Source organism: Micromonospora sp. WMMD712 (assembly GCF_029581295.1).
GTDB classification, from domain to species: domain Bacteria; phylum Actinomycetota; class Actinomycetes; order Mycobacteriales; family Micromonosporaceae; genus Micromonospora; species Micromonospora carbonacea.
Window position 1 is genome coordinate 1,606,961 of record NZ_CP120743.1, and the last position, 15,004, is coordinate 1,621,964.

At 66.2% G+C, this 15,004-nt stretch carries 6 protein-coding genes; 5 read left to right on the top strand and 1 reads right to left on the bottom strand.

Annotation, left to right across the window (positions count from 1 at the left end):
* Positions 1–45: 45 nt before the first annotated feature.
* The gene (locus O7633_RS06565; protein ID WP_282326785.1) at positions 46–633 is read right to left on the bottom strand and encodes a hypothetical protein; all 588 of its coding nucleotides are present in this window, start codon (positions 631–633) and stop codon (positions 46–48) included.
* 710 nt (positions 634–1,343) lie between these two features.
* Here O7633_RS06565 and O7633_RS06570 point away from each other — a divergent pair.
* The 5 genes from O7633_RS06570 to O7633_RS06590 all read left to right on the top strand — a co-directional run bounded on the left by O7633_RS06570 (position 1,344) and on the right by O7633_RS06590 (position 14,954).
* Entirely contained in the window at positions 1,344–4,577 is a 3,234-nt protein-coding gene (locus tag O7633_RS06570; protein ID WP_282326787.1) for a LamG domain-containing protein, read from the top strand.
* A 372-nt stretch (positions 4,578–4,949) separates the two neighbouring features.
* The gene (locus O7633_RS06575; protein ID WP_282326788.1) at positions 4,950–11,918 is read left to right on the top strand and encodes an RHS repeat-associated core domain-containing protein; all 6,969 of its coding nucleotides are present in this window, start codon (positions 4,950–4,952) and stop codon (positions 11,916–11,918) included.
* Entirely contained in the window at positions 11,915–12,175 is a 261-nt protein-coding gene (locus O7633_RS06580; protein WP_282326790.1) for a hypothetical protein, read from the top strand. The genes O7633_RS06575 and O7633_RS06580 overlap by 4 nt, the downstream gene beginning before the upstream one ends.
* Positions 12,176–13,704: 1,529 nt before the next feature.
* Positions 13,705–14,538, top strand: coding sequence for an IS5 family transposase (locus tag O7633_RS06585; RefSeq protein ID WP_229406985.1), 834 nt, complete (start codon positions 13,705–13,707; stop codon positions 14,536–14,538).
* A complete protein-coding gene (locus tag O7633_RS06590; protein WP_043960814.1) occupies positions 14,535–14,954 on the top strand; it encodes a hypothetical protein in 420 nt (139 codons plus the stop codon). The genes O7633_RS06585 and O7633_RS06590 overlap by 4 nt, the downstream gene beginning before the upstream one ends.
* Positions 14,955–15,004 lie beyond the last annotated feature (50 nt).

Consider the following 15,004-nt stretch of genomic DNA (forward strand, 5'->3'; position numbering starts at 1 on the left):
CCGGGTATCAGTGACTGCTCGGCGTCCGAAAGGCCGCCGACCGTTCTACCCTGCTGCGTGCTCAGTCTGTGAGCGGATCTGCCTGAACTTCTCTCCTGGGTCGTCGGCTTGGGTGAGACCAGCGAAATGGATCATGCCGAGGGTCTGTGCGGATGCCCAGACACAGACATCGATGCGGACGTCCTTGCTCCGTCCGACGCCGCACCGGGCCTTCCCTCCGAGCGGACCGGACGGGACAGGCTTTACCTCGTCGACAGCCGTCAGTCCGGCGAACACCGCGTCCAACACGGCATCCGGAGCGGTGACGGTTCCGGACACCCCACTGAGAAGGATGAACCGGTCGTCATCGCGATAGATCCCGCGTTCGGGAGATCGGCGCTCCTTCGCCACCACGTAGGCGGTGCCTACTGCACTGGTCGGCTCTCCCTGGACGAAGGTCTTGAAGAAGCCCATGTTCTTCTCGGCCAGCCCGATCAGTCGTCGATCGACTGATTCGTTCCAGCGTCCGAGCAGCTTCTCCGGCTTGTCGAGTCGCATCGCCGCAGGACTGAAGCTGGGCGAAGGCTGGGTGGAGGTCCGCGACTCGACGGTGTCCGCAGAGCGCGAACACCCGACTGTGCCCAGCAGGGCCACCGCGACGAGGATGCCGAGTCTCGCAGTGTGACGTGCGCCGTCGATCGACGGTCTTACCATCATGTGCGCCGCTTTCCGAAGCAGTTGTCGGCGCAGAGTATCGCAAGCCTTCCGCCGCGCGTTGGTGCGGCACCGGAACGATCCGCTGGAAGACCACGCCAGCGAACAGGACTTGGCCGCGTGACGCCATGGCCAACCGAGGCAGCCCTGGCCCGTCGATCTTGGTTGTTCAGCCCCGAGTCGCTCTCGCCCTCCTCGCCCTTCGCGGCACCGGGCTTCTTCCTCGGCCGGGAGCTGCCAGGCCAGGCGATCACTCACCGACAGCAGAATCAAGACCACATGCCGCATATGAGCACCACTCACATTACGCACCGTTACACGCAGTAAGGGTGTTGACGCGAAGGGTGTCGAGCCTTAGCTTCAGTCGAATTCAATCTTGGGGAGGCGACGTGCGACGTCGTTGGTCGATGACGCGTGTCCGCAGAACGGCATGGGGGCTGACAGCCGCTGTTGTCGCTGGCAGTGCGGCGGTGAGTGTTCAGGTCTCGGCGACGCCGGCACCGGCGGTGGCAGCGGAGACCACTTCGGCGGCCACGTCAGCCGAGGCGTTGGCGTTGGCGGCGGCGGAGCGTTCGGGCTCGCCTGTGGAGGTCACGGACTTGAGGTCGGAGTTGTCGCGGGTCTTGGCGACTCCGGAAGGATCGCTGCTGTTGGAGTCCTACGCGACTCCTCGCTGGACCCGCGGGACCGACGGTGCGTGGCGGCAGATCGACACGACCCTGCGGATGACGGTTGACCGTGGGGTCGCCCCCGTGGCGACGCTGGCCGGAGTTACCTTCTCGACTGGTGGTGCCACTCCGGCCGTGCGGCTGCCGATCGGCGACAGCAGCGAGGTGAGCCTCGGCTGGCCTGGCCAGTTGCCCGCTCCTCGGTTGGAGGGCGACACGGCCGTGTACGAGTCGGTGTGGCCAGAGGTCGACCTTCGGGTACGGGCACTGGCGGACGGGTTCACCTGGGCCGTGGTGGTGAAGTCCGCTGAGGCAGCGGCCAATTCTGCGCTCCAGGAGCTTCGCATGCCGTTGAACACGCCCGGGTTGACCGCGCGTGACCGCAGCGGCGGTGGGTTCGAGGTGGTCAACGGAGCTGGCGTAGTAGTCCTGTCGAGCGGTAACGCCCTGATGTGGGACTCGTCCACGAACGGTGGGGCGACGACGCAGGCGGCGAAGGCCGCTGCGGCGCAACAGCAGCGTGACGTCGTTCGCGCTGCCCCGGATCTAGCTGAACAGGCCGAGTTGCCGACCGGCATAGAGGGTACGGATCTGGTGATCCGGCCGGACCTGGACCTGCTTCGGGGGCCAGACACCGTGTACCCGGTCGTCATCGATCCTTGGACGACCGTCAACAAGGCGAAGTGGGGTTACACGGGCTCGGAGAACCTGACGCGGGACGACGGCGTCGCCCGGGTGGGCAAGGAGCCGACCGGCGCGGGGACCTTCCGGTCCTTCTTCCGGTTCAACCTGACGAGCCTGTCCGGCAAGGCGATCCGGTCGGTGAAGTTCCTGACCGAGATGACTCATTCGTGGGATTGCGCCAACACCCCGGTCAACCTGTGGCGGTCGGCTGATCTCGCCACCTCGGGCAAGCAGACGTGGGACGGGCCGAACCTGGCGTTGTGGCTGGAACAGCGGTCGGGACACGCCCACAAGCCGCCCGCCGCCCCGAGCTGTCCCAATGACCCGCAGCCGGACATGCCCATGGAGTTCACCAGCACCAACCTGAAGAACGATGTCGTCGCGGCGATCGGCCAGGACAACTACACCCTGGCGTTGTCCACCCGCCAGTCCGACGGCACCTCCGAGACCACCAGCAACTGGTGGAAGAAGTTCGACCCGGCGATGACGAAGCTGACGGTGGAGTACAACACCAGCCCCACCACAGCGACCGCCGGGCAGATGACCACCCACACCGGGTACACCGCCCCCGCGAAAGCCTGCGTCACGGGCGCCTCCCGTCCCGTGATCAACTCCTCCGCGCCCTGGCTGAAGGCGACGCTGACGGACCCCGACGGCAGTAACGGCGGCAGCCTCTCGGGCGTCTTCACCGTGCAGAAGTGGAATGCGACGACCAGCACGTGGGCGGCGGCGACGGGCTGGCCAAAGACCGACTCCGGCGTCGCGCCCGGGGCCAAGGCCGAGGTGCAGTTCACCGTGAGCACCGCGAACGGGGACCGCTACCGGTGGCAGGTGCAGACCAAGGACACCCTCGGCGGCAGCTCGGGCGCGTCACCGTGGTGTGAGCTCGACATCGACACGTCATCGCCCGAGGCTGTCCCGGCCGTAACAACCGCCGACGGCCTGTACCCGGCGTCCCCGCCCTTGGGCACGAACGTGGACGCCCAGGGCGGGATCGGATACTCGGGGCGGTTCACCTTCTCGCCGAACGGGGCCACGGGCGTCTACGACTACGTGTACCGCCTCAACGGTGGCGCCGAGTCCATCGTCACGGCACCCACAGTCGGCGGCTCGGCAACTGTGTGGATCACCCCGGAGCTCATTGGCAACAACGTGCTGACCGTCGTGAGTCGCGACCAGGCCGGGAACCCCAGTGGCGCACTGGACTACAACTTCCTCGTCAACATCGCTTCCCTGCCAAAGGCGCATTGGGCGATGGACGAGGGAACAGGGACCTCGCTGGCCCCACCCGCGGAGGTCAGCGGGGCTTCCGCAACCCTGACCAACGGGCCCACCTGGACCGACTCGCGGATCACCGGCACGCACAAGTCCCGCGGCAAGGACTGGGCAGTCAAGTTCGACGGTGTGAACGACTACGCGAGCGCCAACGTGGGCCTGGACACGTCCCGAAGCTACTCGGTCGCCGCCTGGGTGCGGCCCGACGCCGATGGGCTGATGGAGATCGCGGGGTCTCCCGCTAGCGCCACCGACTCGTTCATGCTCCGCAAGTGGGGCGACAACCGCTGGACGTTCGGGGTCATGGAGGAGAACCTCGGGGGCACCGCCTTCACGAACATCTTCGGGCCGGTGGCGGTCACGGGCGTGTGGACCCACGTGGCCGGCGTGTATGACGCAGCCGGCGGCAAGCTGCTGCTCTACGTCAACGGCACGAAGGTCAGCAGCGGCACGGTTCCCCGGACCTTCAACGCCGGCGGCACGATCACCCTCGGCCGTGAACGCTGGAACAGCACCGATGTGGCGCACTGGAACGGCGCGATCAGCGAGGTGTCAGTGTGGGACCGCGTCATCGACCCGGAGCTCGACCTCGCGCCGCTGGTCGCGGCTGTCAAGGTCGGAGCCTGGGACATGGAGGACGTCGACACCGAGGCACCCCGACAGGAGGGCGACGCATCGGGATACCAGCGCCCACTGACCCTGGCCGACGCCCCCGCCACTGACTGGGCCCTGGAAGGCGGATACAACGGCTCGACCGGCCTGCTGGTCAACGGCAGCCCTGGCTCCGCGGACACCGCAGCATCCGTCCTTCGCACCGACCAGTCGTTCACCGTCGCCGCGTGGGTCAAGGTCACCACGGCCGACCACCAGGCGGTCCTGGCGCAGGACGGCGCCACACGCGCCGCCTTCTACCTGATGTACGACGAGCCCACCGACAAGTGGTGCATCACGATCCCGTCAGTGGACACCGGCACCGCGACCTGGCAGTACGTCGTCTCCGTCAACCCGGCACAGCTGGACACGTGGACGCACGTCGTAGCCCGGTACGACGCCACCGCCAGAGAGCTCAGGTTGTACGTCAACGGCGTCCTACAAGGCAGCCGAGGCAACACCGTCACCTGGAACAGCTCGTCGGTGTTCCACGTCGGCAAGGCGAAGAGCTCCTACTTCGTCAACGGCGGCACCGTCGACCGGGTCCGTGCCTGGCAGGGGCTGCTGTCCGACGGCGACATCCTCACCGACATGAACGAGGGCTGAGCCACCTGGCCTGACACGTGGACACCTGCCGCCCGGCCGTAGCGGTGCAGAAGGCAGCGATACGGCCGGGCGGCAGGGTCGCACACGTCCTGCCCGGTTGGCCCCAGCTCGTCGGCGGAAGGCCTGCCGCACTGACCCCATCTCCGGCGAAGTCGGGCGAACGACGACTGCCATGCGGCTTTGGTCAGCAGGGGCAGACGAGGCGCGCCCCGGCTCCCGGCTCTCACCCACCGCCGTGGATACCAGCACGGCGCGCAGCCCTTCAGGCGAAAGGACATCATGGCCACCGTCAGACCCCGCCGGCCGATACACCCGGTCCGGCACCGACCACACGTTCCCCCTCTGTTGCCCCGACGCCCACTGACCGCTGCGGTGATCGTGCTCGCCATGGCCTTGGCGACGGTCGGCGGGCAGATCCCGGCGCAGGCGCGACCAGAGGCCACTGCCGAACTACTCAAGCCGCAGCGCTACGAGTCTGTGCCCGTTCACCCGGTCAGGACCGCGAAGCCGGCGCCGGACGCTGAGGCCGCCCCCAACAAGATCCAACGCCCCTCGCCGGTGTGGCCGGTGGCGGGAACCGCCGAAGTGACCTTACCTGCGACCGAAGCGCGGGCAACCACCTCGAAGCCGGTCCGTGCCGGATCGCTTCCGGTGGCGATCGCACCATCGGGCTCCGACTCGGCACGCCGTCCGGCGGCGGCAGTTCCGGGCAAGGTGCGGGTCCAGGTGCTGCCCCAGGCCACTGCGGAGAGGGCTGGCTTGCGTGGTGGCCTGCTCATCCGGGTGGGACGGACCGACGGCGGGCAGTCGGACGGCCAGGTCGAGGTGACGGTCGACTACTCGACTTTCGCCAGTGCGTTCGGCGCCGACTGGTCATCGCGGGTACGCCTCGTGCGCGTGCCCGAGTGCGCGCTGACCTCACCGGAGGCCAAGAACTGCCTCGTGACGCCGCTCGAGTCCCGCAACGCCGTGCGAGACCGCACCGTGTCGGCGTCGGTGCCGGCGGGGCCGATCCGACCCGCTATGTCGAGAGCGGATGCGAAGCGCTACGGGACGGTCCCGGGCAGCGCGACGAGCGGGACGCTGATCGCGTTGATGGCGGGCCCGTCCGGTGGTGCCGGAAGCTTCACCGCGTCGAGCCTCGCGCCGTCGTCCTCGTGGAGCCATGGTGGCTCCACTGGTGGCTTCAACTGGTCCTACCCGATGAGGACCCCACCCGGCCCGGGCGGCCCCGCCCCGAGCCTCGCCCTGTCGTACTCCTCACAGGCGGTCGACGGCAGGCAGGCGGCGACGAACAACCAGCCGGGGATGATCGGTGAGGGCTTCGACTACTCGCCGGGATTCATCGAGCGGCAGTACAAGGCGTGCGCCGACGACATGGACAGCTCCGGCGCGAACAACACCGTCAAGACCGGAGACCTGTGCTGGGGGCCCGACAACGCCGTCATGTCCCTCGGTGGGTCGTCGGTCGAACTGCTCAAGGGCAGCGACGGCAAGTGGCATCCCCGCCGCGAGGACGGCTCCAAGATCGAGCTGCTGACCTCCCCGGTCTACAACAACGGCGACGACGACAACGAGTACTGGAAGGTCACCACCGCCGATGGCACCCAGTACTGGTTCGGTCGCCACCAATTGCCGGGCTGGAGCACCTCGCGCCCGACGACCAACTCGGTGCTGACCGTCCCGGTGTACGGCAACAACCCCGGCGAGCCGTGCCATCAGAGCACCTTCGCCGCGTCCGAGTGCGGCGGCAAGCGGCAGGCGTGGCGCTGGAACCTGGACTACGTCCAGGACGTCCACGGCAACACCATGTCCCTGTGGTGGAGCAAGGAGACCAACTACTACGCCAAGAACAAGGCATCCTCGACGCCCGTCGCATACGACCGGGCGGGCTACCTCACCCGCATCGACTACGGCACCGACAACCGCGACAACACCGAGTACGCCGCGGCATCCCCGTACGTCCAGAACGCGCCGATGCGGGTGGCCTTCACCTACGCCGACCGCTGCCTGGCCAACTGCACGACCAAGAACGACACCACCTGGCCGGACACCCCCTGGGACCAGGAGTGCACCGCCTCCACGAACCCCTGCCAGAACGGCTCACCCACCTTCTGGTCGGCCAAGCGGACGACGGTGATCACCACCTCCGTGTGGAAGGTCGCCCTGTCGAAGTACCAGCCTGCCGACTCCTGGACGCTGCGCCAGTCGTTCCCCGACCCCGGTGACGGCACCCGCGCCGGCCTGTGGCTGGAAGGCATCACCCACCGCGGCCTGAACGACCCCGCGCTGATCACCACGCCGAATGACGACACCAAGGCGGTCCTCGCCCCCGAGGTGACCTTCGAGGGCATCCAGATGCAGAACCGGGTCGACGCCACCGGCTCGGACTGGGCGCTGGCCATGAACTGGCACCGGGTCAACCTGATCACGCTCGAGACCGGCGGGCAGATCTTCGTCACCTACAGCGACCGCCAATGTGCCAAGGGCGGAACGATGCCGTCGGCCAGCGCCCTGGACAGCAACACCCTGCTCTGCTACCCGGTCCGGTGGACCCCACCGGCTTTCACCGACCCCATCACCGACTACTTCCACAAGTACGTCGTCCGTGAGGTCCAGCAGATCGACCCCATCGGCGGGGCCCGACCGCTGCGCACCAGCTACGAGTACAGCAACCCGGGCAACCAGCCGCTGTGGCACTACGACGAGGACAACGGCCTCGCCCCGGACAACCGCAAGAGCTGGTCACAGTGGCGCGGCTACCCGAAGGTCACCACCTACGTCGGTGAAGGCACCAACCGCGTCAAGACCGAAACGCTCTACTACCGGGGCATGTACGGCGACAAACTCGCCGGCGGCGGCACCCGAACCAGCACCGTCGAAGGTCTCGAAGGCGGAGCCGTCAACGACTACGACCACTACGCCGGCACCCCACGGGAACAGATCAGCTGGCTCGGTAGCACCGTGCTGGCCGCCACCGTCAACGACATGTGGCGATCGGCCGCCACCGCGACCCGCGCGGGCACCCCGATCGCCGAGGCCCGCTACAGCCGAGTCACCACCGTCCACAGCCGGGCCACCACCGACACCGGCGTCCGCCGAGCCAGCACGACGACCACCTACGGCGACTACGGCATGCCGACGACCGTCCAGGACAACGGCGACGACGACAAGACCGGCGACGAGGCCTGCGTACAGACCGAGTACGCCCGCAACACCACGGGCACGAACTGGCTCCTGACTCCGGTCAAGCGCACCCACGGCTGGATCGGCACCTGCGCCACCACGCCGACCGCCGCAAGCCAGATCACCGCCGACACGAAGTTCAGCTTCGACACACTCGCCTACGGCACCACCCCGACCAAGGGGCTGCCTACCAAGACCGAAGCCATCACCGGCTTCAGCGGCGGCACCCGCACCTACCAGCAGAAATCCACGGCCGCCTACGACGCCCGCGGTCGCATGACAGAGTCCACCGACGTCGCGGGGCAGACCACCACCACTACCTACACCCCGCTCCTCGACGGTCCGGTCACCAAGGTGGAGACGAAGAATCCGCTGTTGTGGAGCGACATCGTCGACCTCGACCCGGTCCTCGGGCTCCCCATCAAGGCGACCGACCCCAACCTGCGGATCACCGAATACACCTACGACGCGATGGGTCGCAACACCGCTGTCTGGCTAGCGGACCGCGATCGCACCGCGAACCCCTCCGCGCCATCGACCCGCTACAGCTACCAACTGCGCAAGACCCAGCCATCCACGATCACGACCGAGTCCCTCAACGCCAACGGCGGATACGACACTTCCCACGTCCTGCTCGATGGCCTCGGACGCGGCAGGCAGACCCAGGAACCGGCGTACGGCGCTGGCAGGATCCTCACCGACACCTTCTACGACGCCGCCGGCCGGATCTACAAGGCGAACTCGGCCTACTGGAACAGCAGTCCGGTCGACCTCACCGAGATCCGCCTCGGCAACGACTACGACGTCCCCAGTCAGACCCAGACTCTCTTCGACGTCGCGGGGCGACCGCTGCACTCTCTCCTGCTCGCCGGCCAGAACGGGCTTCAGGTTGAGAAGTCCCGCACCTCGATCACCTACCACGGAGACCACACCACCACCGAACCCGCGCAGGGCGAGGCGGCCGTCACCACCTGGACCGACGTCCAGGGTCGCGTCGAGAAGCTCTGGCAGTACCACAGCCACACGGCGACCGGCACCTATGACGAGACCAGCTACACCTACCACCCCACCGGCCAGCTGAGCACCGTCGCGGACGCCTCGGGGAACACCTGGTCCTACACCTACGACATCCAGGGCCGCCCGGTCTCGGTCAACGACCCCGACCAGGGCACCTCCACCATGTCGTACAACACGTACGGTGATCTGGAGAAGACCACCGACTCCCGGCCCGACACGCCGGACCTGTACCGCACCTACGACCAGGTTGGCCGGCTCGAGACCGTCCGCGAGGGCAGCCTCACCGGCCAGAAGCGCATCGGATACACCTACGATTCGCCGGTCAAGGGCGTCGTCAAGTCGGCCTCCCGGTTCATCGGCACGGACGAGTACCGCGACGAGACCGTCACCGTCGACAAGCTCTACCGGCCGACGCAGAACAAGCTCACCCTCCCAGCCTCGCAGGCAGGCTTCTGCGGCATCGGTGCCACGACCTGCAGCTTCGTCAACAAGGCCACGTTCAAGGCCAGCGGCGCGCTCAACAACCTCACGCTTCCCGCAGCTGGCGGACTGAGCCAAGAGGTCCTGACCCACAAGTACGACACGACCTACGGCATGCCCAACCAGCTGGCCACCGACTACGGCGATGCCAGCTACTACGCCATCCAATCCGGGTACACCAGCCTGTTCGAACTCAACACCATCACCCGGGCCACCGCCCTGGCAGGCGCCAAGTTCCTCCAGTCCGCCACCTACTACGACGAAGCCACCGGTCGGGCCAAGAGCAGCTCGGTCTCACGCTCAACGTCCCCGGGTCTGATCGCCAACGTCGAGTACGCCTACGACCCCAGCGGCAACCTCACAAAGATCGACGACAACCCCGGCAGCGGAACCCGCGACACCCAGTGCTTCATCTACGACCACCAACGCCGACTCACCCAGGCCTGGACACCCGAGTCCCATGACTGCGCCACGCCTCCCCAGAACGACCAGGAACTCGGAGGGCCGGCACCCTACTGGCAGCAGTGGTCGTTCGGCGCGCCCACCGACCCGAAGGGCCGCATCGGGAACAGGCTGACCCAGACCGAGCGGGCCACCCCGACCGGAACCATCACCACCACCTACAACTACCCGAGCCCGCAAGCCGCCCAGCCCCACACCCTGCTGGGCTGGAGCCGAACGGACAACACCGGCACCACCACCGGCTCCTACTCATACGACAACGCCGGCAACATGACCACCCGCCCCGGCCCCTCAGGTCAACAGACGATGACCTGGGATGCCGAAGGCCATCTGGCCACACTGACCGACAGCGCAGGCGCCAACTCCTACATCTACGACGCCTCCGGCAACCGACTCATCGCCACCGACCCCACGGGCAGCACCCTGTTCCTCGACGGCCAAGAGGTCCGGCGAAACAACAGCACCGGGCAGGTCGACGCCACCCGCTACTACACCTTCAACGGTGAGACCATCGCCCAACGCACCGTCACCGGCCTCACCTGGCTCGCCAGCGACTACCAGGGAACCGGCCAGCTCAGCGTCGCCACCGACACCAACCAGACCATCACCCAACGCAGACAAACCCCATACGGCACGCCCCGCGGACCACAGCCAACCTGGCCCAACCAACAGGGATTCCTCGGCGGCTTCAAGGACCCCACGGGCCTGACACACCTGGGCGCACGCGAGTACGACCCGACCATCGGCCGGTTCATCTCCGTCGACCCCATCAACGACCCCGGCAACCCCCGCCAACTCCCCGCCTACACCTACGCCGCCAACAACCCCATCACGTACAGCGACCCCAGCGGCGAGATCATCCCAGAGTACGGAGGGGTCGATACGCCCACGGGCCTATGTGACCATGGGTTGGACGGCTATGCGTGTCAAGAAGATGTCGAAGGCGGCGGCTCCGGCAACAACGGGGCAGGGCCCGCAAGGAAGACCGGTAGCCAAAAAACGCATGAAAGCCTGGAAGCGTGCGGGCTGTTCCTGCCTGTCGGAATGGTCTGCGATGGGGTGAACGCGGCCATTTACGTCAAGGAAGGAAACTACACCGAAGCGGTGGTGGCAGGAGTCTCCACTGTTCCCGTCCTGGACTGGGCCTGCAAAATCAAATCCTTTTGCAAGGCCACCGTCGGCTGGATGGCCGACAGAGTAAAGTCTGTTGTCGGAAAGGCGCCGACTGGACCTGCACCCAAGATTAACCATGCAGCCGACGCACGCGAAATGGCGGCCATCAAGGCGGATGCCCGGTCCGCAGCCAATCAAGCCCCTGCCCCGAAGCCGCCGAAGCCGCCGACGAAGGAACCAGGTCCAACAACCAGGGGGAAGCCCTCCAATAATGGTGGCGGCGGCGCACCCGCAGCGAAGTCCGGTTGCGCCAAACACAGCTTCGACCCTGCCACCCCCGTGCTCATGGCCGACGGCAGCAGCCGCCCGATCGCGGAAGTCACCGTAGGCGACGCAGTCCTAGCTCACAACCCAGAAACCGGCACTACAAGCCCTCAGGCCGTGGTCGAGGTGCACGTCAATCGGGACAAAGATCTCACTGATCTGTCTGTACTGATTGCAGACGGCTCGTTCTCCACGCTGAAAACAACGGGGCACCACCCGATTTGGAGCGAGAGCCGCAACGGATGGGTAGCCGCTGCGGATCTCATGCCCACCGAGAGGCTGAAGACCTCCACGGGGACCATGGCGACGGTCGTCGAAGCGAGAAGCTTCTCCGGCGACAGAATGATGAACGATCTGACCGTCGCTACTTTTCACACCTATTATGTGATCGTCGACAACGCATCGATCCTTGTGCACAATTGCGGTGGGTCGATCAATCCGAGCCTGGTACGGTTCTCACAGGACACGGTCAGCCCTCGCTTCAGCACGGGGGAGACGATCGAGCAAACGGCAGCCGCACTGCGCTCTGGTTACACCAGGCCGACAGATCTCCCTCCCGTGCGCCTCACCGTAAGAGATGGACAGATCTACACGTTGGACAATCGCAGGCTAGTAGCCTTTCAAAAAGCGGGCATTCCAATGCCGTTCCGCATGGCCACTCCAGAGGAAGCCGCGAACGAAGCATGGAAGTTCACGACCAAAAACGAAGGACGGTCTATCATTATCACGCACTTTGATCCGGTAGAATGGATTCCATGAACTGGCCAGATGCAGAAATAAACGCAATTGAGAACCGCGATGATCTTGCCCTGTACTTAACAGGACTCGCGGCCAAGATTCGCGACGGGCGTCTTTCGGTTGCGAACCCCTCCACTGACACCTTCGTTGACTCCGCAGGCCGCTGGACCATGTCCATGGACAGCTTTTTCAAGAATGTCATGAAGGAGCCGGCACCGGAGACTCCGGACTGGGCCATGATAGCCGCAATTTTTCGAGCAGCATTGGTATACGAGTAAGCAACGGGTGGAGCGGTAGCGCAGCAGAAAGACCGACCGCTCCTTGAAGCGCATAGAGTCGAGCGGTGCCATTGCCCAAGGCGTTGGCACCGCTCAGACTTGTCTGGCCAAGCAGGCCACACGCCGACTCAGCCCAGCCTTTTGAGAATCTGCACCTCACCCACACGTGTGAGACTCAGGCGCCACGCTGCGACTGCAGCTGTGGCTGGAAACACGGCGGTTTGAGCAGTTCGTCGCGGCCCAGGCGATCCACACCGCGCCGACGCCAATCGACGGCGCTCCCCGCAACTACCTCTTGGCCGAACTGGTGTGCTGCGGTGTCTGCGGCAGGACCATGGGCTCCCACTGGGTCCACGGCCAACCCGGCTACCGCTGCCGCCACGGCCACACCAGCAGTCACACCAAAGCACCCCACCGCCCGAAGACTCTCTACATCCGGGAAGACCACCTCCTCGACCGCATCCGCCACGAACGCAGACTTCACCGCCACCACCCCGCGCTGCGCAACCCTGACCCGGTGAGAGACGCCACCCACCTGCGGACAAACAGCATGATCGTCGTGTGTGAGCAGCACGCCTGGACCCTCGAGGACGAAACTGCGATCTACCCGCTCACCCCGGCGGCGAGCTTCCTCGCCACGACAGCAAGAATCCCCGCCCAACGGGACGGGAATTCCATGAAACGCGAATAGACATCACGCTTCGTGGGAAAACAACGTGTACGAGATCTACACAAACCAATATCCGACATACGATATTGCCGTCTACCAACACTATGGCACTTCAATAGCACACGTGTAGTCGTACAGGGATAGCCCACCTGGGCTGCCCATAGCCACCACGCTCAAGCTGCCCGCTCAGCCGGTAGCAGGACCCTCGTCAGATGCCTCGTGGTGGCCCAAGAGCTCGGAGTGCCCTCACGAGGTCGGGCGGCACGGTGAAGTGAGTTGCTTGGACCCCGTGGTCGTAGCCTGTCTGTAACGGATACTCCAGTTCATCGGGAAGGCGGCCTTGCTCGATGAGGGCGGCCGTGATGCGGTTTGTGGGACGTGTCAGACCGCGCAGTGTTCGATCCGGTGGGAATTCGGCGATCGCGTATACCTGGTTTCGCTCGAGCCGACCGTGTTGGCGTGCCGCGGTACGGATCAAGATTGCCCGCATTGGGTAGGAGTTGTCGAGCACGCGCATCAGCTCCGCAGCTGCTCCTATCGACCAACCTCGAACGTCGCGTGGCACCCGCTCGGCTTGATTCTCGATCACGATCGGCGGCTCGGGACGTCTGCGGTGCCGAGGTTGTGCGGGGAGGTTACGTCGCAGGAAGGAGGTATCGGCTGCGTCAGTCCCCGCGTCGCCCTGAGCACGCTCGTCGTCTTCCGGGGCGGGCTGTCAACGCCGGCTGAATTTTGACCCCTGTGTGGGCTTCCCCCTGAGAGGGTGGTTCGGTAGCTTCCGTCCATTGTGGGTTTGGGCCGGCATGTGAATGTGAGGCGTGGTCGTAACCGGTAGGGCTCCGGCCGCGTTGGGCCGATCATGGGTGAGCGTGCGGCGTATCCGAGCGACCTGAACGATGATCAGTGGGCGGTGGTCGGGCCGTTCCTGCAGGCGTGGAAGGACCGGCACCCGTCGGTGTCGGGGCATCAGGGTCGGTACGAGTTGCGGGAGATCGTGAACGCGATCTTCTACCAGAACCGGACCGGGTGTCAGTGGGCGTACCTGCCGCACGACCTGCCGCCGAAGTCGGCCACCTACTACTACTTTGCCCTGTGGCGTGATGACGGCACCGACCAGGTGATTCATGATCTGCTGCGGTGTCAGGCGCGGGAGAAGGCCGGCCGTCGGGAGGATCCGACCGCGGTGGTGTTGGATACCCAGTCGATCCGGGCGGCGAACCACGTCCCGGCCGCGACGACCGGCAAGGACGCCGCGAAGAAGGTCCCAGGCCGGAAGCGGGGCCTCGCGGTCGACGCCCTCGGGTTGATCATCGCCGTGGTGGTCACGGCGGCGTCGGTCACCGACAACGCGATCGGCATCCGGCTGCTGGACAACGTCCTCGCGCACACCCCGACGGTGACCAAGGCGTGGGTCGACGCCGGGTTCAAGGACGACGTGCAGATCCACGGCGCGATTAACGGTATCGACGTCGAGCAGGTCCTTCGGTCCGACACGACCGCCGGGTTCGTGCCGGTGAAGCGCCGGTGGGTGGTCGAGCAGACCCACGGCACGCTGATGCTGCACCGCCGCCTGGTCCGCGAGTACGAAAGCCGACCGGCCTCGGCGGTGTCCCGCACCTGGTGGGCCTCGACGGCGAACCTGGTGCGTCGGTTGACCGGCACCGCCACCACGTCTTGGCGCTACCAACGGTGACCCAGCCGACGCTGCTGACCCTGCTCACCGAACGCGAAACCGCCGCCGTCCTCGCCGTTGAGCGGCTCCGCACCCAGATCGCCTCCCTCGACGAGCAACTCACCGCAGCCGAGACCGAGGTCGCCGAACTCGCCATCACCCGCAAGACGCTCCTGAGCCTGGGCGGCCCACTCGACACGACGGCACCTGCTGATCCGACCGTCGCCAGCCCCGCCTACCAACAGATCCTTGCCGTATTCCACGCCGGGACCGCGCCGATGCGCGCCAAGGACATCTGCCAGGCCCTCGGCACCGGCGCCACCGCCAAGGACACCGAGAATCTCCGCGCCAAGCTCAAACGCCTCGTCGCCCGCCAGATCCTCACCGAACCCGAGGCCGGACTGTTCACCCTGGCCCCGCCGACGACCTCGGCGTAACCCCACCAGCAGGGCCTCCAACGAACCGCCAAGCCCACACCAGACAAAGG